The following is a 25,976-nucleotide window of genomic DNA, read 5'->3' on the forward strand; positions in this document are numbered from 1 at the left end:
GCTCTCCTTTATCGTCGGCGCGAAATATAGTTTACAGCGTAGTTAAAGACAAGCTGTAAAGACAAGCACTAAACATAGGCCCTCAGCACAAGAGAAAGCAGATGCCAGAATTACCAGAAGTTGAAGTCAGCAGAATGGGCATCGCCCCGCATCTTGAAGGACAAACCATCACTTCGGTAGTGGTGCGCGATCGACGTTTACGGTGGCCGATCCCCGAGGGCGTGACGGCGCTTGCCGGAGCGAAAATTGCGCGGGTCGAGCGGCGCGCCAAATACCTCATTCTGCACACTGATAAAGGCTACCTTATCATTCATCTGGGCATGTCAGGCAAATTGCGCGTGGTGCCAAAGGATAGCCTGGTGGTGAAACATGATCATGTCGATATTCAGCTCAGCAGCGGTCAATGTTTAAGGTTCAACGATCCACGTCGGTTCGGCTGTGTATTGCTGAGTGAGCAGCATCCTGGTCTGGACCACCCCCTGCTTAAAGATCTGGGACCCGAACCGCTGACTGAGGCGTTTACCGCAGGCTACTTGCATCAGCGGGCCAAGGGCCGCCAGCAAGCCATCAAGACCTTTATTATGGATAATCATGTGGTGGTAGGGGTTGGCAACATTTATGCCAATGAAGCGCTGTTTAAAGCGGGTATTCACCCTAAACGTGCGGCGGGTAAGGTCAGTCTGGCGCGCTTGCAGCGCCTGGTGCCTATTATCAAGCAAACCCTGACCGAAGCCATTGCACAAGGCGGTACCACCTTGCAGGATTTTACCCAGGCCGATGGCCAGCCTGGTTACTTTAAGCAGCATCTGAATGTTTATGGCCGCGGCGGCAAGCAGTGTATGGTCTGCAAACAGGAGCTCACGGAAATTCGCCTGGGTCAGCGTAGCACCGTGTATTGTAAACGTTGCCAGCGCTAGCGCACGCGCAGGAAGAACTCACGCCATACTTCACAGAAGGTTTCGGGGGCACTGATGAACGGCGCATGACTGCATTGCGGCGCAATGAAGCGCTCGCTGTGCGGAGCCAATCGGTCCACCTGCTCCGCAACAGTGCTGGGAACCAGCGCATCGAGGCGGCCATAGATACGTAGGAACGGCAAGGTAAGTTGCTGCAGTTGCTCACGCAGGTCAACCTCGGCGAGCATATCCAGACCGGCATCCAGCACCTCAACGCTCGCCATGGGCTTGCTAAACAACCATTCTTTAATCGCTTTCACATCTTGTTTTGCATGGGGGCTGCCCAACGACTGCAGGGCTAGAAACCGCTCCACAGTGCGGCGGAAGTCTTTGCTCAGTTGTTTGCCGAACTGGCTCAGGATGCTCGGCTCAATGCCGGGCCAGGCCGGCGGCTCTGCCGGAAAGTAGGGCGAGGAGGCGACCGTAGTCAAACTGGCAACCCGTGCTGGTGCCTGCAGTGCCAGCTGCGTAGCCACCAGCCCGCCTAACGACCAGCCGATCAGGTGGCAGCGCGCAGGTAGCGCGTCGAGGGTCAGCTCACAGAGTTGGGTGAAGTTGAGCGGACGCTCAGGGGGCCATGGTGACTCGCCATACCCTGGCAGATCGAGCCGGGTTAAGCGGCCGAGGCGGGCGAGCTCGTCCTGCACCGGTGTCCAGATTGCACCATTTAAACCCCAGCCATGGAGGACAACGATATCCTCTCCTGTGCCACTGACGTCTGACCAAACCTTGGCTACCATAGTTATTCCTGTTACCGCTCACGGAGGAGCTTATGGTACCCCTGCAATCGTTGCTTGCCAAGTTACCCGGCGGCTGCTGCTGGCTGTGTCTGCAGTCGTTGCATCGTGATGAATCCTATGGCTTTTGCCGAGCCTGTTATCACGACCTGCCGCGCTTGCCACCAAACTCGTTGCGTTGGCGTGGACCGCCTGATGCGACGGGCTATGGGCGGCACTGGTTTGCGGCGTTAGCCTGGCAAGCTGAAAGTCAGCAGCTGGTGAAAAGGTACAAGTTCCAACGTTGCCCGGAGCTGGTCAACAGTCTGGCACCGTTGCTGGCGGCGCACGTCTACGCCTGCTACCGGGGACAGCCGGAAAGCTGGCCAGATCTGATAGTGGCGATGCCGATGATAGGTAAACGCTGGCGCAAAAGAGGCTTTAACCAGGCGGCATTGTTAGCCCGTGAGGTTGGGGCTTTGGTACAACTGCCGTTTGCCGCGGGATTACTGCGACGGCTGCATGATGAAGGGCAACAGCATCGGTTAAACCGTCAGCAACGTTGGCAGGCCATGGCGAAGGCCATGCACTGTACCCGTTCGCTACAGGGTCTAACGGTGGCATTAGTCGATGATGTGGTCACTACGGGGGCTTCAGTAACCGCCGCCGCTGCAGCACTGCAACGGCGGGGAGCAAAAGCGGTCGATGTGTGGGCATTGTGCTACACCGAACCGCATCGGGCGGGAGTTCTTTAGTGCGCTGCTTCCTCAGCTTCTGCTGCCGCAGCTGCGGCGTCTTTATCTTCGCTGGCATAAGCGTCGATGGCAGGCGCCATAAAGATGGCATTGCTCAATAATTTCGCGCTGCCCCAGAAGAACGCACGGAAGTTGACGTCGTCGGCAAAGGCAATCACGCGGCCACCACCAAGACGGTGCGCGACCAGAGCTGCTTTATCAGCGATAACTTCACGGTTTTCTTTGGCGGCATAACCGCTAAGTAGTGGCTCATCCAGGTAACGGCCAACAGTGATGAACGGTGACTTCGGAACCGTCATAGCGTTCAGGCTGTCTTTGAAAACAGGTAGCTGTTGACGTGGGAAGCCGAAGGTTAGCGGATGACTCAAATCAAGTTCAACGCCGAAGATCGCACCGGCAACGCGACGCTTGCCATAATAGCTGTCACGGTCGCTGTAGCTGAGCGCAGAGCTATCAAATTTTTCATCGAAAGCTTCATCTTCAACAAACTTGGCGGCCAGGATTTCGTTTTCAGAAAGCCACTTGGCACCGCCTTGCTGACCGACAACCACACCGCCTTTGCGCACCCAGTCCTGCAGACGCGAAACACTAGCGTCGTTGAGGTTGCGGTAGCTACCGTCGACCATCAGGATATGGGTGTAACGTTGCAGGTCAATGCGGTTAAAACGGTCGGTATCAATCATCGATAACGGGATGCCAACGTGGCGATCAAGGTAATACCATGCTTCACCGTTTTCGTACATGTTGGCACCGTCGCCGACCAGCATCATGACCTTAACAGGTTCAACCGGACGCAGATTGCGACTGCCCAGATCCATGCCCGACGGCGTCAGCCCGGTGGTGATGCTGTGCACGTTGAGGCCATTGCGTGCAGTAATGGTCTGCACCAGTTGCTGAACTTCGGCCCATGGCTTGTCCTGATAAGCCTGGGTGATCACCACAGCACCGGCATCAAATGCGTGTGTGCCATCGGTTACCTTGGCAGTAAAGTCGAGGTCGGCCTGACGAACGTGTACGCCGGCTTCCAGCAATTCCTGCAACGCACGTGGTGCGAAGTAATTATGCCAGTCGAAACCATACGCATAGGCATCGGCACTTAGTGCGGTCGCAGCCGGCGCTTCCGGAGCTGCCTGCCATGCGGTATCGCTGTGACGAACCCGCTCATCGGTACGGGTGAATTTGAGGTTAAATGCCAGTGGCAAGGTCCAGCCAGAAACATCGTAGAAGGTATTGTCGCGGAAGTCCTGGCGCGTGCTGAACATGGCACGAATCAAGCGGTACTGTGGCTGCTGTAATGGTACATAGTAGCTAGTGCCCGCTTTAAAGGTCACACCATTGTCTTCAATGTCGCGCGTGACCGGATACACCTGCACTTCATGTTGCGCTAACAGCTTAAGTAATCCCTCTACCCGGGCCGGGTCGGTCTCATCGCCAAACAGGTAGCCACGGAAATCGGCGTCGTCAGCTAATTCCAGCGCGCTGTCGAAGAAACGCTGCTGGTAATCAAGAAATGCAGTCTTATTTGCGTGAGCACCGTACATGGTGGTCAACGAAGTGGTGAACTGATTCTGGATGGTGAAGGGGAATTCAACTACACCATTAATTGAATCTTGTGCGTGACCGCGGCTTGAGGCTTGCTCGAACAATATACCAATTGCGCCTTGTACGTCAGGGTAGGTTGAACCTTTACCGACATAAAAGTCGTCAAATGCTTCTTCTGTAAAGTACAAACGACCTTGCTCATCGAGCGCGGCAGCATGGCCTTCGGCTAACTTGGCAGTAAGTGTTACGTTCTCTTCCGGGGTGTTCGGATTACGGCGGGTTGGGATGCCCGGCTGGAAGAAGAAAGTGCTGTCGGTACCCATTTCGTGGAAATCAGTCAGGACGTTAGGCTTCCATTTCTGGAAGTTCACCACACGTGCCCGTGACTCAGGGTGTTGCAGCAACAACCAGTCACGATTCAAGTCGAACCAGTAGTGGTTGACGCGGCCACGTGGAGTCCCCTGGACATGCTCGCGATGCTGCGGATCAGCAACCAGGTTCTGGCTGCGGTGCTGATTGGCCCACTGGGCAAAACGTGCTAAGCCGTCAGGGTTCAGGCTTGGGTCGAGTAAAATAATCGAATCGCGCAACACAGCTTCGATTTTTTCACCTTGGGCTGCGGCGAGATAGTACGCATATAACAGCGCTGCGTTACTTCCACTAGGCTCGTCACCGTGGATGCTATAGCCCATGTAGAGCACCAAAGGAGCAGTCTCAGGGTCGCCTTTGCGCGCCGGGTCGGCAACTGCCATGTGGGCGTCTCGCAAGGCATCAATATTTTGATGGTTCTCAGGAGTTGTTACGGTAATCAGTAACAAAGGGCGGTCTTCGTGAGTACGACCGGTGTATTCAAGTTGGAATCGGTCACTGTTTTCAGCAAGCACTTCCATGTAACGGACGAGCTGATCGTGACGTACGTGCCACTCACCGACCTGATAGCCCAACACGGATTCTGGTGTAGGAATACTTGGGTCATAGGTGACATCTTGCGGGAGATAATCTTTTAGCGTCGCGCTGAAAGCACTGGTGCTTACCAACAGCAGCGCCAGAGCGACTAGTTTTAGATAACGCATAACAACTTCCTAAGCCAATGAAACATCAGCTTAAGCTAGCAAAATACCGGGAGAACCCCAAGCTCCTTACTATGCAATGACCGATTTTTGCGATAAGATATACCCTACTAAAATACTCAAGTATAGCAGTGAGGTGGTAAGCCCATGATTCGTATTACAGAAAGCGCCCAGGCGCATTTTCGCAAATTGCTTGCCGAACAGCCGGATAACACCAATATCCGTGTGTTTGTGGTGAACCCGGGTACCGCATCAGCCGAGTGCGGCGTTTCCTATTGTCCGCCAGACTCCGTAGAGCCGGATGACGAGACCTTGCCATTTTCAGGTTTTGATGCCGTCGTTGACTCGGGTAGTGCGCCATTTTTGCAAGATGCCGTGATCGACTTTGAAGAGCAGGAACTCGGCTCGCAACTGACATTAAAAGCACCTAACGCGAAAGCGCGTAAGGTCGATGATGATGCGCCCTTGATTGAACGTGTTGAGTACGTGATTCAGGCGGAAATCAACCCACAGCTAGCCAGCCATGGTGGCCGTGTGGCTATCAATCAAATTACCGATGACGGTTTTGCGGTGCTGCAGTTTGGCGGCGGTTGCAATGGCTGTAGCATGGTCGATGTCACGCTCAAAGAAGGCATCGAAAAAGAGCTACTGCAGCGCTTCCCTGAAGAGCTCAAGGGCGTCAAGGATGTGACCGAGCATCAACCCGGCGAGCATTCCTACTACTAACAGAAAGGGCTGCCATCAGCTGCTCCCCTGCTAGGTAGTGAACTGCGGCACAGGTTTCGCCCAGTAGCGTAAGTACAACCACTGACTTGCGCCACGGGCCAGCAAAAAAGCACTTAATGCCAACCACAGTCCGTGGTTGGCATTTTCATTACTGAACCAGACTGCCGCCAACTGCCACAGCGGGACAAACACCAGTAGCGCGCTGACCGCCATGGTATCGCGCATGGCGCGGGTGTAGCCAAGCCCAATAAAAACACCATCAAAATAGTAACTCCAATGGCCGAGCAGCGGCAGCACATAAATCCATGGCAGGTAGTGTTGCGCCGTCGCGATGACCTCCGGTAGATCCGTCAGCAAGCGTACGACAGAATCGCCAGCAAGCCAGAACAAAAAGCTATAAGCGATGGCAAAGAGCATCGACCAGAGTAGCGTGAGACGTAGCCAATACTTGACCTCATCCCGGCGCTGACGGCCAACCGCGGCACCCGCTAAGGCTTCAACGGCGTAAGCGATACCATCAAGTCCCAGCGAAATCAGCATCAAGAACTGCATCAATACCGCATTCACCGCCACGTAAATATCGCCAAATCGAGCGGCATAACCGGTCATTGTGGCCATACACAGCTGCAGCAGCAAAGAGCGTAGAAAGACATCACGGTTCATGCCAAAAAAACGACTGAAATACTGACGTTGTAAGTGCCAGCTTTGGCCTAACTGCAGCACGTTCCGTATCAGGTACAGGCCGAGCAATGCGGTGCTCACCTCAGCAGTAACTGACGCCCACGCGGCACCAGCGACGTTCATATCCAGACCAATAATCAAAATGATATCGGCAATCACATTCACGGCGTTGGTAAAAATCACCAGGATCATGGCCCTTCGGCTTTGCTGACGCCCTAACAGCACGCCAAGAACCACCAGATTAATGAGCGCCGCGGGCGCCGCCCACATGCGAATCTCAATGTAACGAGTGGCATACTCTTGAAGTTCCGGGCTTGGCGCAATCAACCACCACGCCAGCTCGAGAATCAAGGGCGTCAGCAGCAGCAGACCGACGCCCAGTATCACGGCGAAGGCCAGTGCATGGAGTCCGATCTGACGCTGCTCAGCGAGAACCTCGCGGCCGAAAGCGCGGGCGATTTCTCCCGTCGTTGTCATTCGCAGGAAAATAGCCAGCAGGAAAATAAAACTAACTACCATGGCGCCTAATGCCACTCCACTCAGGTAGATCGCATCAGGTAGATGGCCTATTATGGCAGTATCGACAAGACCTAAAAGTGGCGCAGCAATATTGGAAATGATCATCGGCAAGGCGATGGCAAAAATTTTCCGGTGAGCTGGCCACGACCCCCAAAACTTTTGGAGATCGACAATGCGTGGTGTGTTATTAGGCGTGATTTGGCTCATCCTGTTCCCTTTCAGCGCTGGCGCTAGCCATGCGGCCGAGCATGGTGTGGTGATTTTGCAATATCATCATATCGGTGATGATACACCGCGGGTGACCTCAGTGACAGCCGCAGAACTGGAGGAACATTTCCAGTTTCTTGAGGACAATGATTTTACCGTGGTGTCGCTGACGGAAGCGCAGCGGTTGCTGGAAAGCCCGGACCCTATGCCAAACAAAGCGGTGGCGATTACCTTCGATGACGGCTGGCGTAATGTTTACGACAACGGGATACATATCTTTAAAGAATTTGAATTTCCGTTCACGATTTTTATCAATCCGAAGCTCATGGAGGAGACTCCGCACCTGTATATGAGTTGGGAGCAGTTAACCGAACTCCAGAGTTACGGTGCGACCATTGCCAATCACTCCAACAGTCACGGCCACATGACCTGGCGTCAGCAAGGAGAAAGTGAACAGCAATGGCTGGCGCGGCAGCGCCGGGATGTTGTTGAAGCGCAGCAGATGTTACAGAAGGCGCTGCCCGGCGAACAGCCACGTCAGTTTGCCTATCCTTACGGGGAATTTAACCCGCAGCTGGAAGCGATGTTGGCCGAGGAAGGATATATTGCCTTTGGTCAGCATTCGGGCCCTTGGGGACCTGCGACGCCAACAACTCAAATCCCACGGTTTCCTGCATCAGCTCAATACGCTGACCTGAAAACATTACGCACGAAATTACTCAGTTTGCCATTGCCAGCAGTGACGACAGCGCCACGTAACATGGTGCTGGAGGACGGTAGTAAAAAGTTGGAGGTCAAGGTCGACGTGGCTAGCAGCAATGACTTTGATACTTCCCTGCTGAACTGCTTTTATCAGGGTGAGCAACTCAAACCACAGTGGCGCAAGCTTGAGCACCAGCTTGGTGATGGCTGGCAGTTAACGCTGCATCTCAAAAATCCGCCTTTGGGACGCTCACGGGTGAATTGCACGGTACCCAGTCGCTCACAGCAGGGACGTTTTTACTGGCATTCGGTGCCGCTGGTGCGCCCCGATGCAGAGGGGCGCTGGCCAGACTAAGCTTACTGATATTGCTGGGTGATGAGCTGGAAATCCTGAACCATCTGCTCCATATCGACCGTCGGCAGCGTGCCAGGCGTGTGACTGGCTTTAAAGATGGCATGCCGGTTGCCGTCTGGATTAACAAGGACAATGGCAGAGCTGTGGTTCACTAAGTAATCCACTTCTTCCTCGCCGGGAATCGAGTACATCAAACCAAGACCGTTGACGAAGGGGTAAAGGTTTTTATGCTCGGCGCGTACGCCCATAAACTCGGTACCAAAATAGGTCGTGTAGTCCGCCAGCTTTTGCTGAGTATCGCGGCGTGGATCAACGCTGATCAGCCAAACTTTCACCGGGCGGTTGGTCACCGAAGCGAGCTGCGGTAATGCTTTCTTAAAGTCCGCCATGGTGGTCGGGCAAATATCCGGACATGAGGTATAGCCAGTGAACAGAAAGGTCCATTGCCCGGTAAGATCGGCATTGGTCAGCTGGGCGCCATTGTGAGCCTCTAGCATGAAGGGGTCGAGCTCCCGCGGTGGTTCGTAAACCAGTGCTTGTGGCTCGGGACGCGGTAAGCTGTTAAAGATCACTACCCCGGCAAGTAATGCCACAATAGCGACCACACTAACTAATAATTTCTGCATTGTTTTCTGCACCTTCGCATTAGCGTTGCAACACTCCTATCAGAGTGCTGGCGTTACAACATAGTGGTCTACTAACAATAGCACAAAGAGTGCCATCAATTGCCAGATTGAGAAACTGAACATGCCATATGCGGTATGTTTGGTTGGAGCAAACTTAAGCTTCCAGGCGTAAAGTAAAAACCAGATACTCAAGATGCTCGAACCGATCAGGTAAATAATTCCTGACATGCCGACAATATAAGGTAACAGGCAGATAATGGCGAGCAAAACGGTGTACAGCAAGATACAGGTCTTGGTGAACTCGATACCGTGTGTCACCGGGAGCATAGGGATGTTGGCCTTGGCGTAATCTTTGGCGCGATGTACGGCTAATGCCCAAAAATGCGGTGGTGTCCAGGTGAAGACAATCATCACCAGCAAAATCGCATGAGGATGAATCTCATTGGTGACAGCAGTCCAGCCCAAGAGCGGTGGAGCAGCACCAGCGAGACCGCCGATGACAATATTTTGCGGCGTCGCGCGCTTTAGATACATCGTGTAAACAATGGCATAGCCGACCAGGCTGGCTAAGGTGAGCCAGGCGGTCAACATGTTCACCCAAATTGCCAACACCACGAAACCCAGGCCACCAATGATGGCGGCGAAACTGAGCACGTGCCGTGGTGACAAGACACCGGATGGCAGCGGCCGACGCAATGTACGCGCCATCTGTGCGTCAATATGGCGATCGACCAGATGGTTGACAGCGGCAGCCGAGCCCGACATCAAGCCGATGCCGATCATGGCTGGCACTACCACCGACCAGCCGACCCAGGTAGGGCTGGCCAGACACATGCCGACAAGTGCGGTGAGCAGGAGTAGCAGAACTACCCGTGGCTTGGTTAATTCCAGATAGTCACGCCAGTGAGCGTGTCTCTTATATGTAATCTCTGTCATACAACTTACTTCCTTTTCGCACGCGGTTATTATTGTTTTAAGCGTGGCGTACGATTTTATAGTTCAAGCCTACCAGACTCAGTAGCAACAATGCACCTACCAAATTATGGGCAACGGCGACACTTAGTGGCAGCATGAAAATAACGTTACTTAAACCAAGAGCGATTTGCACTACCAGGGCCAGGCCCACCCAGTTCAGACTGCTGCGAATCACAGCTGACTGAGCCCGGTTAAAGCCGCGCCATAGTAAAATGCCGACCACAATGAGGGTGATAATGGCACCGATCCGATGGGCAACATGCATGGTCATACGTTCAGCGTAATCGTGCGCACCGTATTGATAAGTGACCGCCTCAGGTACTGAGAAGGCCCCGGCAACGTCTAACTGGCTCTGCCAGTCGCCCTCACAGATAGGTAGATCAGTACAGGCGAGGGCGGCGTAATTAGCAGCCACCCAACCGCCCAGCGCAATCTGAGCAACCACCACGAGGAGGGCGAACAACGCGAAGCTTGCCAGCGGGCGCATCTTGGCATCGCCCATGGGCAGGTGAATACGTTTCAGGCGCAAGCGCAGCAGATAGAGCAAGGCCAGCGTGGAAAAGCCGCCGAGCAGATGCCCCATGACCACCAACGGCTGTAGGTTCAGAGTGACCGTCCACATGCCTAACGCGGCCTGGAAAATCACCAGAGCCAATAAAAAGAGGGGCAGCTTTACCGGTGTTTCAGCGTGTTTGCGAGCTTTTACTAAAGCGCTGATGGCGATAAAAAGAATAAATAACCCAAGGGTCCCGGCAGCATAGCGATGAATCATCTCGTTCCAGGCTTTTTCATGCTCCAAAGGGGAGTCCGGGAACAGTGCTTGCGCCGCTGCCGCTTTATCGACATCCATAGGCACGCTTAAGTGACCGTAACACCCAGGCCAGTCAGGGCAGCCAAGACCTGCATCCGTTAATCTTGTGTAAGCACCCAGTACGATCACGACCAACGCCAGAATTAAACTTAAATTTACCAGAGTACGCATAAATTACCCAATTCGAGAGAGCTTAAGTAAGGTACGTAGATCCGAGAGCAAATTCTTTGCTTCTGCGCGCATGGCTTCTTCTTCTGAAAAGGTCGCGTAGTGGAGCATCGCGTTGCCAAGGGGATCAATAATAAATAGACGGTGCGGCGGGATGTCTGCAAAAGCCGCGGGGAATTCGTCAGAAATAATCGGTATGACCAACGGCGTCTGCTCGAGATCAAAATCTAGCGGCGTCCGGCTAAAGACGATGGGTTTGACCCTATCACTTTCTTTGCCTAAGGCGACATCAAGCTGGTTCATGGCATAGAGACCCTGTACACAAGCTGCGCCACATTCGTTGTCGGCGACCAAAGCAACGCGCCAGCCTTCGGGCAGCCGTGATTGCAGTTCGTCGCTCAGCTTGATGGGCGGCATAAGCATGGTGCCTTTGTTAGTGGCGGCACCCTGGTACCAGCTTTGATCCAGTACGAACTTGGCACCGATCACCGGCAGTGCAAATGCCAGAATTACGCCAATTAAGGTGGCACGAGATTTTTTTACGGAAGTCATTCACATTCCTTTTTTGTTCTGATTATGGAACGTCGGGCAAAGAAAAATACGATCAGGCAAGCGATAGCTAAGGAAAACCACTGCATGGCATAGGCCTGATGTTTAGCTGGGGTCATGACTTGTGGAGACCACTGCCGCGGCCAGCCAAAATTCGATTGTTCTGAGAGTAGCACTACATAGTTGGCTAAGGGAAGCTCCAGGGCCTCGCTTATGGCGTTAAAATCCAGCTGCTGCACGCGCCACGGCGCTTTGCTGCTAGGTTCGACGATCTGTTCAGCAAAAGTGAAAGCATCGGCGTTCGCTGGATAGAGCCAGCCGTTCACTTGGACCTGGCCGTCAGGTAAAGGCAGATTGGGAAGCTGACGGCGGTCTTGGCCGACGGGTACCCAACCCATGTTGACCGGTATGAGCGCCTGGCGATCGCTGACCTTAAGCAGTCCAATCACCTGGTAGCCGACCTTGCCGTTAAAGATTTTATTGTCGAGCAGTAAATAATTATCGCTAAAGGCACCTGTGACAGTGACGGGAGTATAGCGGGAGCTTGCTGCAGGGTCTTCCGGCAAAGGTTGAAACGCACTCTGATCGACCTGGGACTGAGCATTGTTAAAGTCGTCAAACAGAGCCTGTTTTTCTGAGGCACGGTCAAGTTGCCAAAATCCAAGCTTGACCAAAAAGGCAATTGCCAGCACAGTTATTAGAGTTGCTAACGTGGTGCCGTAGCGCATCAGCTTAAACCGAAAGAGGAAAATAATATGGTCTTTATTGCAAAACTCATTTTGGTACTACTCATGTTATTCATGGTCTACAACCTCATGCGCGCTTTAATTACCATGCTGCGCAATGATCCGACCAAACCGCCAATGACGCGCTATCTAGGGCGCCGCGTAGGTGCCTCCGTGCTGGCCATTATTATCATTGTATTGCTGCTGGCTTCCGGTCTTCTGGAACCTAACCCGCGACCCTACTGAATGGATTCAGTAGGCCGCGGGTCCATGCTTTAGAGTATATAAACGAAAATAAACAAGCATACCCAGACCACGTCCACAAAATGCCAGTACCAACTGGTGGCTTGAAAGGCAAAGTGGCCTTCTGGCGTAAAGTGACCTTTTAAAACCCTCAGGAACATCACGATTAACATGATGGTTCCCAGAGTTACGTGAAGGCCGTGAAAACCGGTCAACATGTAAAAGGTGTTACCGTAAATTCCTGAGTCGAGCGTCAGACCTAAATCCTGATAAGCGTGCACGTATTCTGCGCCTTGCAGGTACAGGAAGATAAGGCCCAGCACAATGGTCACACCCAGCCAGCCGATCAACTGCTTACGTTTGCCTTTTTCCAGGCCAACGTGAGCGAAATGACAGGTGAACGAGGAGGTGATCAAGATCAAGGTGTTGTAGAGTGGCAGTCCCAGCCAGCCCATGGCTCCTGACTCAATGCCACCAGGGGTTTCAGTCAACGGCCAGATGGCCTCGAAACCCGGCCACAGAACCTCATTGGTCATGACATTATTGCTGGCGCCGCCGAGCCACTCAACGGCGATAACCCGCGCGTAAAAAAGCGCGCCGAAGAACGCCGCAAAGAACATAATCTCCGAGAAGATAAACCATGCCATACCTTGTCGGTAGGAGTGGCCAAGCTGCTTACTATAAAGTCCGGACATTGACTCGTTGATCTGGTCGCGAAACCAACCGAACAACATCACCAGAATGACAACAATGCCGGCTAACAGGACGTTAATGCCCCAGCCATCGGCTTCGTTTTTCATATCAATGACTGTGTGTCCAGCACCGAAAGCGATCAGGCCGAGGCCAATGGCGCCTACGATCGGCCATGGACTTGATGCAGGCACATAGTATTTTTCGTGTTTTTGTTCTGCCATTGCAAAAATCCTCAGTTTACTGGCTGTGCGATCGCAGCCAGCGCATCAGGTGTAGCGTTTTCTGTCATATCGTACATGGTGTATGACAGGGTAACCGTGTGAATGTCGTCGGGAATCTCTGGATCGAGATAAAACTGCATCGGCATCGCCGTTTTCGCCCCCGCGGCGAGTGGTTGCTGATTAAAGCAAAAACACTCGACCTTATTCAGATACAGGGAGGCTTCGCCAGGCGCCACGGACGGAATGGCTTGTGCAATCATATTGCCGCCCGTTGGGTTGTTGGCGAGAAAGTTGACCACCTTGGTCTCGCCCGGGTGCACGCGAACTGAGTTGACTTCAGGTTCGAATCCCCAGGGCATGCCCTTATTCACACGCGTAATAAATTGCACGTTAACCGTTCGACTGGTATCCACTGTTTTGGTGTTCGCGGCCGCTTGTCCATCGGTGAAGCGGCCGTTGAAACCCGTAATATCACAGAACACGTCGTACAGTGGCACCAAGGCGAAACCGAACGCAAACATCCCCACCACCGTCAGTAATAGACGGCGGACGATACGGGTGTTGTCAGGTTTGCCTTGTTGCTCAGCCATGGTCCTGTGCCTCAGGTGGTGTCTTGGAGGTGTCAGGCGGTGTATCGAAGGTGTGATACGGAGCTGGTGATGGTACTGTCCACTCCAGTCCTTCGGCACCTTCCCATGGTTTAGCAGGCGCTTTCTCGCCACCTTTCACGCACTTGATAACAACCCACAGGAAGATCAACTGCGATAAGCCAAAGGCAAAGCCACCAATACTGACGATCTGATTAATATCAGCAAACTGTATTGAGTAATCCGGGATACGCCGTGGCATTCCTGCAAGACCGGCAAAGTGCATAGGGAAGAAGAGCACGTTGACGGAAATTAAGGATGCCCAGAAATGCAGTTTTGCAAGTCCCTCATCGTACATATGGCCGGTCCATTTTGGCAGCCAGAAATAGGCGGCGGCCATGATAGAGAAGATGGCACCACTGACCAGTACGTAGTGGAAATGCGCGACGACGAAGTAGGTATCATGATACTGGAAATCTACTGGAGTGATCGCCAGCATTAAGCCGGAGAAGCCGCCAATGGTAAACAGAATCACGAATGCCAGTGAAAACAGCATGGGCGTCTCAAAAGTGATTGAGCCACGCCACATGGTGGCAACCCAGTTGAAGACTTTCACCCCGGTCGGCACCGAGATCAGCATCGTACAGTACATGAAGAAGAGTTCAGCAAAGACTGGCATCCCCGTGGTGAACATGTGATGTGCCCATACTAGGAAGGAGAGTCCGGCGATGGCCGCCGTTGCATAGACCATTGAGGCATAGCCAAACAAAGGTTTGCGGGCGAACGCAGGAATAATTGCTGAGACAATCCCGAAGGACGGCAAGATCATGATGTAAACTTCGGGGTGCCCAAAGAACCAGAAAATGTGCTGGAACATGACTGGGTCACCACCTCCTGCGGCATCGAAGAAGCTGGTGCCAAAGTATTTATCTGTCAACACCATGGTGACTGCGCCGGCTAGTACTGGCATGACTGCTATCAACAGGAAGGCAGTAATAAACCAGGACCATACGAATAACGGCATTTTCATGTAGGTCATGCCGGGTGCACGCATATTCATGATGGTAACGATAACGTTTATCGCCCCCATGATCGACGAGATACCCATGATGTGCACGGAGAACACGAACAATGCGGTGGAATCGCTACTGTAAGTGGTCGACAGCGGTGCGTAGAAGGTCCAGCCAAAGGCCGGGCCGCCACCTTCCATGAACAGTGACGCTAACAAAATGGCGAAAGCGAACGGCAGAATCCAGAAACTCCAGTTATTCATCCGTGGCAAGGCCATATCCGGTGCACCGATCATCATTGGAATCATCCAGTTCGCCAAGCCGGTGAAGGCCGGCATAACTGCACCGAATACCATGATAAGACCATGTACCGTGGTCATCTGATTAAAAAAGTGGGGGTCTACAAGTTGTAGTCCAGGTTGAAAGAGTTCAGCGCGAATAACCATCGCCATTGAACCGCCAACCAAAAACATAATGAAACTGAACCACAGGTACATCGAGCCGATGTCTTTGTGGTTCGTGGTAAACAGCCAACGGGTAACACCCGACGGCGCATGGTGGTGATGATCGTCGTGCTGATCCATCTCGCCAACAACTGTGCTCATAGTCAGGTCTCCCTTATTCGTTCATGTACGCGTTAACATCAGAAGCTTGTACGGTTTCGCCAGTGTCGTTACCCCAGGCGTTACGCTCATAGGTAATCACTGCGGCAAGTTCGCGTAAGCTCAACTGATTGCCAAACGCCTGCATCGAGGTGCCGGATTTGCCATTCACTACGATATCGATGTGACCTTCCATATCGTTAAGTGCCATAGGCGACCCTTTGAGTGCCGGGAATACCCCTGGAATGCCTTCGCCATTTGCCTGATGACAGGCGGCACAGCTACCCAGGTACACCTGTTCACCAAGATCCATCAGCTCGGTCATGTCCATAGACATGGCCAATAGACGTTGTTCCTCTTCTTTTGCCTTGCGCTGAATCTCTTCCTGCGCGGCGAGCCACTTGTCGTATTCGGCTGGCTCTTTAGCAATAACGACTACTGGCATGAAGCCATGGTCTTTACCGCAAAGCTCAGCACATTGGCCGCGATAGATACCGGGTTGATCGACTTTGGTCCAGGCTTCGTTAATGAAACCCGGGTTGGCGTCTTTTTTCACAGCAAAGTCCGGAACCCACCAGGAGTGGATAACGTCATCTGAGGTGATGAGGAAACGAACTTTACGGTCGGTAGGAATGACCAATGGACGGTCAACCTCGAGCAAGTAGTTTTCGCCTTTTTCGAGTTTGTTCTCGATTTGATCGCGCTGAGTTGCGAGCAGGCTGAAATACTCGACGTTACTGTCAAAGTATTTGTAATGCCATTTCCATTGCGAGCCGGTCACTAAAACAGTGACGTCGGATTCTGAACTGTCTTCCATTGCGATAAGGGTCGATGTAGCGGGAATCGCCATACCAATCAAAATCAAAAACGGAATGATGGTCCATAAAATCTCAACTTTAACACTCTCGTGAAAAGTTGCGGGTTTCCGGCCATTTGATTTGCGATGGCGAATCATTGACCAAAACATTGCCCCAAAAACGATTACGCCAATCACACAACAGATATAAAATATCGTCATGTGTAAGTCGTAAACGCGCTGACTAATCTCAGTAACGCCCTGAGTTAGGTTAAACTGCGATTGCGCTTGCGCAGCAATGGGAAACATTGCTGTTAGCGCGGTGATGAGTCTGATACTCACGCGACATCTCCTCTCATTCTTCCGACGCGGATTATTCCGCGAATACACCGAAGTGCGAGCCTGAAGAACAACGAGGTGAGCAGAAAAAGGAACAGCATTTCTGTGGAGAAAAATCGCTTTCCCTACTAACCCTTTTGTTGTTTTGTATTTAATAGTTATTTTTATTTAGTGTGTTAGCAGTAAGCTGCTCGAACAAAATACCATGAGTAGATGAAAAAGCCACCGCCAAAGTTAAGATTTTTCAGATTAGATTGAAAAAAAAGGCTGCCGAAGCAGCCTTGCAGGGAAAACCTTCTCAATTAGTGGAGTGGGGATCGAGAAGGTTGATTGTGGAAAATAAAGCTATGGGTCTGACTTACTTTGCGCGCCATTTTTAAGCGTTGCGCAACTCGCGATGATGAGACATCACCAAGAAAGCTGAGGACGACACTGCTGGTACCGGCGAGCAGTGCCTGCTCTGTTGCCCATTCACGCTGATCAGCGTCACGTCCGGCGACCCAGCGAATGCGCGAGCGGCTAACGCCAGCATTAACCAGTTGCTGAATCGCTTCACGACTGCCACCAATCACGGTTACCCATTGTTTAGTGCGTAATGCCAGTGACTGGATACGCGGCATCAGACTGGCAAACTCCTCGCTTGAAAAGCTGCTGTCATCAGTAATAGCTAGGGTATTGACCGCAAGCTCCTGGCTCGCGTGGGGATAGTTGTATCTCATAACCATGCTCCATTTCGAATCACGCCGACCGCAAGTCCTTCGATAGTGAAGAACTGATGAGTAAGGTCGACCTGGATAGGTGAAAACTCTTCATTTTCTGGATGCAGTAAGATCGTATTTCCTTTTCGCTCGAAACGTTTCACGGTGACGTCATCTTCCACGCGGGCGACGATAATCTGGCCGTTACGTACTTCCTGGGTTTTGTGCACTGCGAGTAAGTCACCGTCCAAAATGCCAATGTCTTTCATGCTCATGCCATTTACACGAAGCAGAAAGTCGGCGTGTGGACGGAACAGGTTCTGGTCCACTTGATAGTGACTTTCGATATGTTCCTGTGCGAGGATCGGTTCGCCGGCGGCGACCTGACCAATAAGAGGCAGGCCCTGAGGAATATCTTCCTCCTCAACGCCGACCAGACGCAGGCCACGGGACATACCTGGCAGCATTTCGATGACGCCTTTTTTGGCTAACGCTTTGAGGTGCTCTTCGGCAGAGTTTGCCGAGCGGAAGCCTAGCCGGGCCGCAATTTCAGCGCGCGTCGGTGGCATGCCCGTAGCGTCAATTGTATCCTTGATAAGATCCAGAATTTCTTGTTGTCGTGGCGTTAAAGGTCGCATCTTTTTACCTGTTTATCTATACAGTAATACTGTGAGTATATACAGGTGTTTTGAGATCGCAACTTTTTTGTACGTTTTTTTTCTGTCAGCAAACCAGCCGAATCAATGATATCCTTTAAGGGTCTATTTTAGTGAGGGAAGTCCATGAGCTGGAGAGGCTTTGTTGCCAAGGTAATGTATTGGCCAGTGCGTTGGTTAACGCGCTTCGAAGTGATTTTTGACGAAACCATTAGTGCCGAGACTGCCGCTGATACTGGCGCTCAACATGTGGTGTATGTCATGCGCTCGACATCAGTCACTGACTTGTTGGTTGCGCAACGCGCCTTACGCGATGCTGGACTACCTGATCCAACAGACCCCTTATTGATTAACGGCACAGAGCACGCGCGGGTGATGTACCTCGAGCAGGCTAAAGCCGATACCAGTGAGGCCGCCATTGAAGAATTCCTGCAGTTGCTGGAAAGCCACGAGAAAGAAAGCAAACTAAATGTACAGCTGGTGCCGCTGGGCTTGTTTTGGGGGCGTAAGGCCGGGCAGGAGCTGCGCGAAGGCAACACTATGGTTGCCGATCTTGATAATCCGGGCCGCTGGCGTAAATTTTGGTTAGTGGTCTTTTCAGGTCGCAACATTTTAGTACGCGGAAGCCGCCCGGTTAGTCTTCGGAGAATGACCGATCAGCATGGTTCGAGCCGGCGTATCGCGCACAAACTGGCGCGGGTCGCGCGGGTGCACTTTGTGCGCTTACGGCATGCGGTGGCAGGCCCAAAAGTAGCGCACCGCGATCGCGTCATTAAGGAGCTACTGGCCAGTGCGGCTTTGCAAAAAGCCATTGCCGATGAAGTCAAAAGTAAGAAGATTTCCCCCGAAAAGGCGCATCAACGCGCCTATGACTACCTGGATGAAATCGCTGCCAAGTACAGTGATACCTTGGTGCGTATGTTGGATCGTTTCATGGGCTGGATGTGGAGTCGCATCTACAACGGCATTCACGTGGAAGGCGGTGAGCGCATTCGGGGTCTGGCTCAAGCGGGGCACGAAGTGATTTATGTACCTTGCCATCGCAGCCATATGGATTACCTGCTGCTGAGTTACGTTATTTATAAAGAGGGCTTGGTGCCCCCGCACATTGCGGCCGGGGTGAATCTCGATTTCTTCCCCGCTGGTCCGCTGTTCCGTCGCGGCGGCGCATTTTTTATTCGCCGTAGTTTCAAGGGTAACAAACTGTACTCTGCAGTTTTCCGTGAGTACCTGAACCGCTTGTTCCAAAAAGGCTACCCCGTGGAATACTTCACAGAGGGCGGGCGCAGCCGCACCGGACGCTTACTGTCACCGAAGACGGGGATGATCGCCATGACCATCCAGGGTATGTTGCGTGGCCAGCAGCGGCCGATGTCGATCGTGCCAGTCTACATAGGCTACGAACATGTCATGGAAGTCGGCACCTACTTAAAAGAGCTCAAAGGTAAGTCCAAAGAAAAAGAATCCGTATGGAAAGTGATCTCCAGCCTGCGCCATTTGCGCAATTTTGGACAGGGCTTCGTCACTTTTGGCGCGCCCATCAATGTTGGACAAACGCTGGATAAACTGACGCCAAACTGGCGTGACTCTATTACCCATGGCGCTGAAGAGCCGGAGCGTCCTAAGTGGCTGACGCCAACAGTGAATCTGGTCGCGGAACAAATCATGCAGCGCATCAACGATGCCGCAGGCATGAACAGTGTCAACCTGTCGGCACTCGCGCTATTGAGTGCTGAACATCATACCCTGTCGCGCGAGGAGCTGGTGGCGCAGCTCGACGTGTACACCAAGCTGCTACGCGATGTCCCCTACAGCAAGGACGCTTACGTTCCTGCGGAGTCAGGCGAAGAGCTTTGGCAACTGGCGAAACGTCACGATAAGTTCACTGTGGTGGCCGATACCATGGGTGAAATGATCCGGCTGGATGGCACCTCGGCCATCGCGATGACCTACTATCGTAACAACATCATGCACATGGTCATTGTCCCGGCGATTGTCGCTGCCTTTGCCTGCGCCCATCACCGTTTTGAGATTGCCGACGTGGTGAAATTGCTTGAGCAGGTGCAGCCGTTGTTAAAAGAAGAATTGTTTATAAGCCACACCCGCGAGGACATGAAACTCTGGACCCAGGCGATCGTCGATCACATGCAGACCGAGAGGATGCTGACCGAGACGGAAGACGGAAGTTACGCAACCACAGCTCGTGATAGTTCAGCTTATTTCAAACTGGAATTACTTGCCCGCGCGGCTGGTGAAACGCTGCAGCGTTATGCGATTCTATTTGAACTCCTGCAGCAGGGCGGGCCAGAGAGTCGGGCACAGCTGGAACAGGCTTCAGTGGAACTGGCCGAGCGCTTAAGTGCGATGCACGGTGTGAATGCACCTGAGTTTTTTGATAAAAAGTTGCTTAGCGCGCTGATCTCAACCCTTAAACGGCAAGATCTCATTGAGGTCAACAGCGAGGGTAACTTTGTTGCCCACGCCGACGTTGGCGAACTCAGCGATACCATTGATCGGCTGCTCGAGCCGGCGGTGGTTCAAACCATCCGCCAATCGGTGCAGCGCCGCCTGCAGGACTAGTACCAGTAGCTCGCGGCTATTGCCGCCGCGAGCACCCATCCTACGTGGTTGTTATGCAAAAACGCACGGAAACAGCGTTGCGGCTCGCGGTACCAGATCAGGAACTGTTGCCAGACAAAGAGCAGCACAATCACCAGCAAAGCTATCCAGTAAATCCAACCCAATACCAGCAGATGCCCTAAGGCTGCCAAAAATCCTAAAGTTGCCACTTGCAGCAGGGCAATTGCCAGCTTGTCAAAACCGCCGAACAATATCGCCGTGGATTTCACCCCTATCTTCATATCATCGGCACGATCAGCCATGGCGTACTCGGTGTCGTAGGCTACGGTCCAGCAGATGTTCGCCGCAAACAGAAGCCACGCAGCAAGAGGTAAACCTTGCTCAAGTGCGGTAAAGGGCATCAGAATGCCAAAGCTGAAGGCGATACCGAGAACCACTTGCGGCAGCTGGGTGAAGCGTTTGCAGAAAGGATAGAGTATCGCCACTCCGGCCGCTGCAAAGCTCAATAAAATGGTTGCCTTGTTGAACTGCAGTACAATCAGAAAAGCAATGATGAGCAGACCGATAAAGAGCAGCAGCGCTTGCCAGCTTTTCACTTCTCCTGTGGCCAGCGGACGCTGTCTGGTTCGCGTCACGTGGCCGTCAATTGCGCGATCGGCGAAATCATTGATGACGCAGCCGGCAGAGCGCATAACGAAGGCGCCGATTAAAAATAACACCACAACCTTCAGCGGTGGATTGCCCGCGCCGGCAATCAACAGTGCAGCGAGCATGGGCCAGGCCAGTAACAGGGTGCCGATAGGACGATCGGCGCGCATCAGTCGCCAGTAAGGGTTAGTCATCGGAATTCTCCTGTGCTAAAGGTGAGGCGCCAATAAAAACTTCAGCGACCAGAACTTGCTGGGCAGCGGCGGTAAAACAACTTCTACGGCCAAATAGTGTAGCAGGGGGGAAACCGAGCTGCTGGTGCAGTTGGCCAACTTTTGAGTCAGGCGCAAAACTCGAGACTTCGACGCTACTGCGGCGTAAATCCGGCTGTTTGAACAAGTGTTCGCCGAGCGGCTTGTCGCCCAGCTGCTTCAGCCCCAGCTGCTGCTGGGCAAGGGCTTGCAGCGGAAACACACTGCGGGCAAAAACCCAGGGTTGCTGGTCACACCAAAGGATGACTTCGCGTACGACGCAGGCCTGCTGCTGGCCCAGCCAGCGCTGCTCATCAGCCAGTAACGAGGCTTCATGTTGACCTAAAAGTTGGACGCTAAACTGCTGACAGCGTGATTTCAGCTTCGCCGTGAGTGAGTCAGGATCTAACAGCCAGTCTTTGGCACAGGAAGACCAGTTTGCCGTAGCCTGTGGAGCATCCCAGTTCGCCTCTCCGCCTTGTGCGACGACCGGGAAACGGATCTCAGGAAACTCAGCTGCCATGCGCGGTGTTGGTTTTGTTAATATGTTCAATGACACGAATAGCGATGCCCAACACGAGCCCGGCAATCAGACCTGCGGAGTGTGCGGTATTGGCAACATTGACCCATAGCAAATCGGTATAACCCAGCAACAGCCAGACCAACATAAAGCCGATGAGACCTATGGGTAAGAACAACGGGTGGGCAGGGCGCTGCCAGGCGACCACCACGGCGATGCCAAAGAGCCCGTAAACTACACCAGAAAGCCCGCCAAAGTAGGGCCCGCTTACCATGAATTGCATGACATTGGAGAACACCGCACAGGCCACCAGCGCGATCAGCAGATACAAGGAGCCGTAGGCACGCTCGAAACGACCACCCAGATACCACCACCAGAACACATTAAAGAGGAAATGAAGCACACTGAAATGCAACAGCGTTGGGGTTAAGAAACGCCAGGGCTGGAGCCAGGGAAGATCCGTGAAACTATCGCTGATACGCAGATTCTCAAATAAAGGCATTGCCAGTTGGGTATTGAGCAGGGCAAACACAAGGGATACAAGAACGGCGTAAATGATGGTGACCAGACCTGCCTGGCGCAGTAGTTGCTGCACCAGCGAAGGCGTTTGTTGTGCTCTTGGGGACGCTTGAGACGCTTGCTCCAACTCTGCTTCAGCGCCGTCGGGGTCGGCTTTAAATTCAGCTATGAGGTCCTTGGCAAGAGCGCTGTAGCTTGATTGTACGAGCCAGAGCTCAAGCTGGTTGCCATGTTCGCTGACGGTTACTGGCACCCCGCGGCGTTGGAGAAAACTGTGCAGGCGTTTCATCATATCGGCGTTGCGGGTGGTCAGTAATTTTTGCATGTTAACTATGCTCCACCGCGTCGGGGTAAAACTGCGCCCAAGCGGTAAATCCGCCGTCGAGACTGCTGACTGGCTCAATGCCTTGCTGCGCCAGATACTGCGCGGCACCTTGGCTGCTGTTACCGTGATAGCAGACGACGACTACAGGTTGGTCGTCGTCCAGATCGGCAAGGAAGTCGGTGAGCGAAGCATCGGTCAAATGCACCGAGCCCGGGATATGCCCGAGTGCAAATGAACGGGCATCGCGAATATCGGCAAAAGCTGCCGTTCCGCTTTGCCATAGTTCATGTGCTGCAGCGGTATTGATTCGGCTGAACTCGCTCATGGTAACATCCTTCTTTTAGTGGCTTAGGCTTCCCAGTCGAGAATAACCTTACCCGACTGGCCTGAGGTCATGATTTCGAAACCTTTTTCGAATTCATCGACGGGCATGTTGTGCGTCAGGATAGGCGACAGGTCGAGCCCGGATTGCAACAAACTCGCCATTTTATACCAGGTCTCGAACATTTCACGACCGTAGATACCTTTGATGACCAAGCCCTTAAAGATGACCTGATTCCAGTCAATGGCGACACTTTGCGGCGGGATACCAAGCATTGCGATTTTGCCGCCATGATTCATGGTTTCCAGCATCTGACTGAACGCAGAGGGAACACCGGACATCTCCAGGCCGACGTCAAAGCCCTCTTTCATGCCAAGTTCTGACATCACGTCGCGGAGCTTTTCTTTACTCACGTCAACCGCGCGGGTCGCACCCATCTTTTTCGCTAAATCTAAGCGGTAAGGGTTCACATCGGTAATAACAACGTGGCGTGCACCCACATGACGCGCGACCGCGGCAGCCATGATACCAATCGGACCCGCGCCGGTGATCAGCACATCTTCACCTACCAGATCAAAGGCTAAGGCCGTGTGCACAGCGTTGCCAAAGGGGTCAAAAATGGCAGCAAGGTCATCGCTGATATCGTCGGGGAGCTTAAAGGCGTTATCGGCAGGAATCACCAGATACTCGGCAAAGGCGCCGGGACGGTTGACGCCAACACCTACAGTGTTGCGGCATAAATGGCGGCGTCCGGCACGACAGTTACGGCAGTGACCACAGGTAATGTGCCCTTCGCCAGAGACGCGGTCGCCTTTGGCGAAGCCACGTACGCCTTCACCCATGGCGGCAACCTCACCTACGTACTCGTGACCCACCACCATAGGCACCGGAATGGTTTTTTGCGACCACTCATCCCACTTGTAAATGTGTACGTCGGTGCCGCAGATGGCGGTTTTCTTAATCTTGATGAGCAGGTCGTTATAACCGTATTCGGGTTGCTCGACATCGGTCATCCAAATGCCAGGTTCAGCGTGTAATTTTGCTAAAGCTTTCATAAGCTCCTCCGCGTTTAAATGACGCCTAAATCTTTACCGATACGAATAAAAGCATCGATAGCTCGTTGCAACTGTTCACGCGTATGCCCAGCCGACATTTGCGTACGGATGCGAGCTTTGCCACGCGGCACCACAGGGAACGAGAAGCCGACCACATAAATGCCTTCAGCCAAGAGACGGTCAGACATTTCTGAAGCCAGTTTAGCGTCGCCGATCATCACTGGAATGATGGCATGATCAGCACCACTCAAGGTGAAGCCGGCATTCGTCATTTCCGTGCGGAAATAGTTTGCGTTGTCCCACAGGCGCTGGCGTAGCTCGTCGCCTTCTTCCAACATCTCTAATACACGAATGGAGGCCTGAACGATCGCTGGCGCCACTGAGTTCGAGAACAAATAAGGACGTGAACGCTGGCGGAGCCAGTCAATCACTTGCTTTTTACCTGAGGTGTAGCCGCCTGATGCACCGCCAAGCGCCTTACCCAGCGTGCCGGTGATAATATCCACCCGACCTAATACGCCACAGTATTCGTGCGTGCCTTTACCGCTGGCACCCAGAAAGCCAGTCGCGTGACAGTCGTCCATCATGGTTAACGCACCATACTGGTCGGCCAGATCACAAATGGCTTTCATGTTAGCAATCACGCCATCCATCGAGAACACACCATCGGTGGCGATTAAAATATGGCGCGCGCCGTCAGCCTTGGCTTGTTTTAACTGGGCTTCAAGATCGCTCATATCGTTATTTTTATAACGGTAGCGTTTGGACTTGCTCAGTCGAATGCCGTCAATAATGCTGGCATGGTTAAGTTCGTCGCTGATGATGGCATCTTCGGGTCCCATAAGGGTTTCGAACAAACCGCCGTTAGCATCGAAGCAGGACGAGTACAGAATCGTGTCTTCGGTGCCCAGAAAGTCGCTAAGCTTGGCCTCAAGGGTTTTGTGAATATCCTGGGTACCACAAATAAAACGCACCGATGCAGTACCAAAGCCGTGCTCGTCGAGCCCTTGTTTAGCAGCAGCAATAAGGTCAGGATGATTGGCCAAACCTAAATAATTATTGGCGCAGAAATTGAGAACGGAGGACCCGTCACCCACCTGAATCTCAGCTGCTTGCTCGCTGGTGATAATGCGTTCTTTTTTGTATAAGCCTTCTTGCTGTAACTCTTCCAGCTGGCTATCTAGCTGTTGATAAAAATCGTTCTTCATGTAATTCTCCGTGCTTTGAATAGCGTACGCGGATGTAATCCATAGGATTTGTCCTATAGTTTACCTGATCTGCAGGGCATCGCGCATCCTCATTTCTGTTGCCGGAGAAAATTCATGCACAAGCGTGCTATCTATCCAGGGACTTTCGACCCCATTACCAACGGTCATGCCGATCTTATAGAGCGTGCGGCAAACCTGTTTAGTGAAGTTGTGGTTGGTATTGCAAATAATCCGAACAAGAACCCCATGTTCACCCTCGACGAACGTGTCGAGCTGGTGCGGCAGGTAACCGATCAGCTACCGAATGTCAGTGTGGTCGGGTTCAGCGGATTACTGGTCGATTTTGCCAAAGAGCACGGAGCTACCGTCTTGATTCGTGGCTTGCGAGCAGTGTCTGACTTCGAATACGAATTTCAAATGGCAAACATGAACCGACGTCTGTATCCGGGTCTTGAAAGCGTGTTTCTGACGCCTTCAGAAGAAAATTCCTTTATTTCCTCAACGCTGGTCAAAGAAGTGGCTCTGCACCATGGCGATGTCAGACAGTTCACCGATACCCGAGTCGCAAACGCATTGAATGAAAAGATAAAATCGCGTTAAGAGCTGCTGAATGGCACTGC

Annotated in this window: 27 protein-coding genes; 7 read left to right on the forward strand and 20 right to left on the reverse strand. The window is 52.7% G+C overall.

From position 1 onward, the window contains the following. Positions 1–101 precede the first annotated feature (101 nt). Positions 102–917: a bifunctional DNA-formamidopyrimidine glycosylase/DNA-(apurinic or apyrimidinic site) lyase gene (gene mutM, locus J6J28_RS00395; RefSeq protein ID WP_301719276.1), complete on the forward strand. Its 816-nt coding sequence runs from the start codon at positions 102–104 to the stop codon at positions 915–917. On the opposite strand, the gene bioH is transcribed toward mutM, so the two are convergent. Beyond that, a complete protein-coding gene (gene bioH, locus J6J28_RS00400) occupies positions 914–1,696 on the reverse strand; it encodes a pimeloyl-ACP methyl ester esterase BioH (RefSeq protein ID WP_301719277.1) in 783 nt (260 codons plus the stop codon). The genes mutM and bioH overlap by 4 nt on opposite strands. A gap of 32 nt (positions 1,697–1,728) precedes the next feature. Between bioH and J6J28_RS00405 the strand changes: the two genes are divergently transcribed. Then, positions 1,729–2,427 (forward strand): ComF family protein, encoded by a 699-nt coding sequence (locus tag J6J28_RS00405; protein ID WP_301719278.1) that lies wholly within the window; start codon positions 1,729–1,731, stop codon positions 2,425–2,427. Here J6J28_RS00405 and J6J28_RS00410 read toward each other — a convergent pair. Further along, positions 2,424–5,042: a M14 family zinc carboxypeptidase gene (locus J6J28_RS00410; protein WP_301719279.1), complete on the reverse strand. Its 2,619-nt coding sequence runs from the start codon at positions 5,040–5,042 to the stop codon at positions 2,424–2,426. The genes J6J28_RS00405 and J6J28_RS00410 overlap by 4 nt on opposite strands. A 144-nt stretch (positions 5,043–5,186) precedes the next feature. Between J6J28_RS00410 and nfuA the strand changes: the two genes are divergently transcribed. After that, positions 5,187–5,765, forward strand: coding sequence for a Fe-S biogenesis protein NfuA (gene nfuA, locus J6J28_RS00415; protein ID WP_301719280.1), 579 nt, complete (start codon positions 5,187–5,189; stop codon positions 5,763–5,765). Positions 5,766–5,795: 30 nt separating this feature from the next. Here the strand turns inward: nfuA and J6J28_RS00420 are convergent, their stop codons facing one another. Further along, complete coding sequence (locus J6J28_RS00420) at positions 5,796–7,172, reverse strand: MATE family efflux transporter (RefSeq protein ID WP_301719281.1); 1,377 nt, start codon at positions 7,170–7,172, stop codon at positions 5,796–5,798. Here J6J28_RS00420 and J6J28_RS00425 point away from each other — a divergent pair. Next, complete coding sequence (locus J6J28_RS00425) at positions 7,138–8,229, forward strand: polysaccharide deacetylase family protein (protein WP_301719282.1); 1,092 nt, start codon at positions 7,138–7,140, stop codon at positions 8,227–8,229. The genes J6J28_RS00420 and J6J28_RS00425 overlap by 35 nt on opposite strands. Positions 8,230–8,231: 2 nt before the next feature. Here the strand turns inward: J6J28_RS00425 and J6J28_RS00430 are convergent, their stop codons facing one another. Genes J6J28_RS00430 through J6J28_RS00450 form a run of 5 tightly spaced genes read right to left on the reverse strand, consistent with a single transcriptional unit; the run spans position 8,232 to position 12,086 of the window. Further along, positions 8,232–8,855, reverse strand: a complete 624-nt coding sequence (locus J6J28_RS00430; protein ID WP_301719283.1) for an SCO family protein — start codon at positions 8,853–8,855, stop codon at positions 8,232–8,234. 39 nt (positions 8,856–8,894) lie between these two features. Next, positions 8,895–9,791 carry a heme o synthase gene (gene cyoE / locus J6J28_RS00435; RefSeq protein WP_301719284.1) on the reverse strand — a complete coding sequence of 299 codons (897 nt, stop codon included), beginning with the start codon at positions 9,789–9,791 and terminating at the stop codon, positions 8,895–8,897. Positions 9,792–9,828: 37 nt separating this feature from the next. Beyond that, positions 9,829–10,812 (reverse strand): COX15/CtaA family protein, encoded by a 984-nt coding sequence (locus J6J28_RS00440; protein ID WP_301719285.1) that lies wholly within the window; start codon positions 10,810–10,812, stop codon positions 9,829–9,831. Between the two features lie 3 nt (positions 10,813–10,815). Then, positions 10,816–11,361 (reverse strand): hypothetical protein, encoded by a 546-nt coding sequence (locus tag J6J28_RS00445; protein WP_301719286.1) that lies wholly within the window; start codon positions 11,359–11,361, stop codon positions 10,816–10,818. Further along, a complete protein-coding gene (locus tag J6J28_RS00450) occupies positions 11,358–12,086 on the reverse strand; it encodes an SURF1 family protein (RefSeq protein WP_301719287.1) in 729 nt (242 codons plus the stop codon). The genes J6J28_RS00445 and J6J28_RS00450 overlap by 4 nt, the downstream gene beginning before the upstream one ends. Before the next feature lie 27 nt (positions 12,087–12,113). Between J6J28_RS00450 and J6J28_RS00455 the strand changes: the two genes are divergently transcribed. Continuing rightward, a complete protein-coding gene (locus J6J28_RS00455; RefSeq protein WP_301719289.1) occupies positions 12,114–12,329 on the forward strand; it encodes a DUF2909 domain-containing protein in 216 nt (71 codons plus the stop codon). Between the two features lie 29 nt (positions 12,330–12,358). Here the strand turns inward: J6J28_RS00455 and J6J28_RS00460 are convergent, their stop codons facing one another. The 6 genes from J6J28_RS00460 to lexA form a co-directional block, all read right to left on the reverse strand. Beyond that, on the reverse strand, positions 12,359–13,240 hold the full coding sequence (locus tag J6J28_RS00460) for a cytochrome c oxidase subunit 3 (RefSeq protein WP_301719291.1): 882 nt from the start codon (positions 13,238–13,240) through the stop codon (positions 12,359–12,361). An 11-nt stretch (positions 13,241–13,251) separates the two neighbouring features. Beyond that, positions 13,252–13,830 (reverse strand): cytochrome c oxidase assembly protein, encoded by a 579-nt coding sequence (locus J6J28_RS00465; protein ID WP_301719292.1) that lies wholly within the window; start codon positions 13,828–13,830, stop codon positions 13,252–13,254. After that, complete coding sequence (gene ctaD / locus J6J28_RS00470; RefSeq protein WP_301719293.1) at positions 13,823–15,442, reverse strand: cytochrome c oxidase subunit I; 1,620 nt, start codon at positions 15,440–15,442, stop codon at positions 13,823–13,825. Before ctaD ends, J6J28_RS00465 begins: the two co-directional genes overlap by 8 nt. Positions 15,443–15,455: 13 nt before the next feature. Continuing rightward, entirely contained in the window at positions 15,456–16,544 is a 1,089-nt protein-coding gene (coxB, locus tag J6J28_RS00475) for a cytochrome c oxidase subunit II (RefSeq protein ID WP_301720778.1), read from the reverse strand. Between the two features lie 332 nt (positions 16,545–16,876). Continuing rightward, positions 16,877–17,293: an SOS-response cell division inhibitor gene (locus J6J28_RS00480; protein WP_301719294.1), complete on the reverse strand. Its 417-nt coding sequence runs from the start codon at positions 17,291–17,293 to the stop codon at positions 16,877–16,879. Further along, positions 17,290–17,910, reverse strand: a complete 621-nt coding sequence (lexA, locus tag J6J28_RS00485) for a transcriptional repressor LexA (RefSeq protein ID WP_301719295.1) — start codon at positions 17,908–17,910, stop codon at positions 17,290–17,292. Before lexA ends, J6J28_RS00480 begins: the two co-directional genes overlap by 4 nt. Before the next feature lie 144 nt (positions 17,911–18,054). On the opposite strand from lexA, the gene plsB reads away from it, so the two are divergent. After that, positions 18,055–20,508 (forward strand): glycerol-3-phosphate 1-O-acyltransferase PlsB, encoded by a 2,454-nt coding sequence (plsB, locus tag J6J28_RS00490; RefSeq protein ID WP_301719296.1) that lies wholly within the window; start codon positions 18,055–18,057, stop codon positions 20,506–20,508. Here the strand turns inward: plsB and ubiA are convergent. Genes ubiA through J6J28_RS00520 form a run of 6 tightly spaced genes read right to left on the reverse strand, consistent with a single transcriptional unit; the run spans position 20,505 to position 25,356 of the window. Then, positions 20,505–21,350, reverse strand: coding sequence for a 4-hydroxybenzoate octaprenyltransferase (gene ubiA, locus J6J28_RS00495; RefSeq protein ID WP_301719298.1), 846 nt, complete (start codon positions 21,348–21,350; stop codon positions 20,505–20,507). The two genes, plsB and ubiA, sit on opposite strands and share 4 nt — an antisense overlap. After that, positions 21,343–21,930 carry a chorismate--pyruvate lyase family protein gene (locus J6J28_RS00500; RefSeq protein WP_301719299.1) on the reverse strand — a complete coding sequence of 196 codons (588 nt, stop codon included), beginning with the start codon at positions 21,928–21,930 and terminating at the stop codon, positions 21,343–21,345. Before J6J28_RS00500 ends, ubiA begins: the two co-directional genes overlap by 8 nt. Continuing rightward, the gene (locus J6J28_RS00505; protein WP_301719300.1) at positions 21,920–22,771 is read right to left on the reverse strand and encodes a rhomboid family intramembrane serine protease; all 852 of its coding nucleotides are present in this window, start codon (positions 22,769–22,771) and stop codon (positions 21,920–21,922) included. The genes J6J28_RS00500 and J6J28_RS00505 overlap by 11 nt, the downstream gene beginning before the upstream one ends. Position 22,772: 1 nt before the next feature. Beyond that, a complete protein-coding gene (gene glpE, locus J6J28_RS00510) occupies positions 22,773–23,096 on the reverse strand; it encodes a thiosulfate sulfurtransferase GlpE (protein ID WP_301719301.1) in 324 nt (107 codons plus the stop codon). 23 nt (positions 23,097–23,119) lie between these two features. Beyond that, complete coding sequence (tdh, locus tag J6J28_RS00515) at positions 23,120–24,148, reverse strand: L-threonine 3-dehydrogenase (RefSeq protein WP_301719302.1); 1,029 nt, start codon at positions 24,146–24,148, stop codon at positions 23,120–23,122. Between the two features lie 14 nt (positions 24,149–24,162). Continuing rightward, positions 24,163–25,356: a glycine C-acetyltransferase gene (locus J6J28_RS00520; RefSeq protein ID WP_301719303.1), complete on the reverse strand. Its 1,194-nt coding sequence runs from the start codon at positions 25,354–25,356 to the stop codon at positions 24,163–24,165. 114 nt (positions 25,357–25,470) lie between these two features. Between J6J28_RS00520 and coaD the strand changes: the two genes are divergently transcribed. Next, on the forward strand, positions 25,471–25,956 hold the full coding sequence (gene coaD, locus J6J28_RS00525; protein ID WP_301719304.1) for a pantetheine-phosphate adenylyltransferase: 486 nt from the start codon (positions 25,471–25,473) through the stop codon (positions 25,954–25,956). Positions 25,957–25,976 lie beyond the last annotated feature (20 nt).

The sequence above is a fragment of the Pseudidiomarina terrestris genome (genome assembly GCF_030466375.1).
GTDB classification, from domain to species: domain Bacteria; phylum Pseudomonadota; class Gammaproteobacteria; order Enterobacterales; family Alteromonadaceae; genus Pseudidiomarina; species Pseudidiomarina terrestris.

Excerpts from the sequence above, each read along its gene's own strand:
- J6J28_RS00430 (WP_301719283.1), bottom strand. The coding sequence starts at position 8,855 with ATGCAGAAATTATTAGTTAGTGTGGTCGCTATTGTGGCATTACTTGCC.
- J6J28_RS00460 (WP_301719291.1), bottom strand. The coding sequence starts at position 13,240 with ATGGCAGAACAAAAACACGAAAAATACTATGTGCCTGCATCAAGTCCA.
- nfuA (WP_301719280.1), top strand. The coding sequence starts at position 5,187 with ATGATTCGTATTACAGAAAGCGCCCAGGCGCATTTTCGCAAATTGCTT.
- coaD (WP_301719304.1), top strand. The coding sequence starts at position 25,471 with ATGCACAAGCGTGCTATCTATCCAGGGACTTTCGACCCCATTACCAAC.
- tdh (WP_301719302.1), bottom strand. The coding sequence starts at position 24,148 with ATGAAAGCTTTAGCAAAATTACACGCTGAACCTGGCATTTGGATGACC.
- bioH (WP_301719277.1), bottom strand. The coding sequence starts at position 1,696 with ATGGTAGCCAAGGTTTGGTCAGACGTCAGTGGCACAGGAGAGGATATC.
- lexA (WP_301719295.1), bottom strand. The coding sequence starts at position 17,910 with ATGCGACCTTTAACGCCACGACAACAAGAAATTCTGGATCTTATCAAG.
- J6J28_RS00420 (WP_301719281.1), bottom strand. The coding sequence starts at position 7,172 with ATGAGCCAAATCACGCCTAATAACACACCACGCATTGTCGATCTCCAA.
- J6J28_RS00425 (WP_301719282.1), top strand. The coding sequence starts at position 7,138 with ATGCGTGGTGTGTTATTAGGCGTGATTTGGCTCATCCTGTTCCCTTTC.
- J6J28_RS00410 (WP_301719279.1), bottom strand. The coding sequence starts at position 5,042 with ATGCGTTATCTAAAACTAGTCGCTCTGGCGCTGCTGTTGGTAAGCACC.
- coxB (WP_301720778.1), bottom strand. The coding sequence starts at position 16,544 with ATGTTTCCCATTGCTGCGCAAGCGCAATCGCAGTTTAACCTAACTCAG.
- plsB (WP_301719296.1), top strand. The coding sequence starts at position 18,055 with ATGAGCTGGAGAGGCTTTGTTGCCAAGGTAATGTATTGGCCAGTGCGT.
- J6J28_RS00480 (WP_301719294.1), bottom strand. The coding sequence starts at position 17,293 with ATGAGATACAACTATCCCCACGCGAGCCAGGAGCTTGCGGTCAATACC.
- J6J28_RS00520 (WP_301719303.1), bottom strand. The coding sequence starts at position 25,356 with ATGAAGAACGATTTTTATCAACAGCTAGATAGCCAGCTGGAAGAGTTA.
- mutM (WP_301719276.1), top strand. The coding sequence starts at position 102 with ATGCCAGAATTACCAGAAGTTGAAGTCAGCAGAATGGGCATCGCCCCG.
- J6J28_RS00455 (WP_301719289.1), top strand. The coding sequence starts at position 12,114 with ATGGTCTTTATTGCAAAACTCATTTTGGTACTACTCATGTTATTCATG.
- J6J28_RS00405 (WP_301719278.1), top strand. The coding sequence starts at position 1,729 with ATGGTACCCCTGCAATCGTTGCTTGCCAAGTTACCCGGCGGCTGCTGC.
- J6J28_RS00450 (WP_301719287.1), bottom strand. The coding sequence starts at position 12,086 with ATGCGCTACGGCACCACGTTAGCAACTCTAATAACTGTGCTGGCAATT.
- cyoE (WP_301719284.1), bottom strand. The coding sequence starts at position 9,791 with ATGACAGAGATTACATATAAGAGACACGCTCACTGGCGTGACTATCTG.
- J6J28_RS00445 (WP_301719286.1), bottom strand. The coding sequence starts at position 11,361 with ATGACTTCCGTAAAAAAATCTCGTGCCACCTTAATTGGCGTAATTCTG.
- J6J28_RS00465 (WP_301719292.1), bottom strand. The coding sequence starts at position 13,830 with ATGGCTGAGCAACAAGGCAAACCTGACAACACCCGTATCGTCCGCCGT.
- J6J28_RS00505 (WP_301719300.1), bottom strand. The coding sequence starts at position 22,771 with ATGCAAAAATTACTGACCACCCGCAACGCCGATATGATGAAACGCCTG.
- ubiA (WP_301719298.1), bottom strand. The coding sequence starts at position 21,350 with ATGACTAACCCTTACTGGCGACTGATGCGCGCCGATCGTCCTATCGGC.
- ctaD (WP_301719293.1), bottom strand. The coding sequence starts at position 15,442 with ATGAGCACAGTTGTTGGCGAGATGGATCAGCACGACGATCATCACCAC.
- J6J28_RS00500 (WP_301719299.1), bottom strand. The coding sequence starts at position 21,930 with ATGGCAGCTGAGTTTCCTGAGATCCGTTTCCCGGTCGTCGCACAAGGC.
- J6J28_RS00440 (WP_301719285.1), bottom strand. The coding sequence starts at position 10,812 with ATGCGTACTCTGGTAAATTTAAGTTTAATTCTGGCGTTGGTCGTGATC.
- glpE (WP_301719301.1), bottom strand. The coding sequence starts at position 23,096 with ATGAGCGAGTTCAGCCGAATCAATACCGCTGCAGCACATGAACTATGG.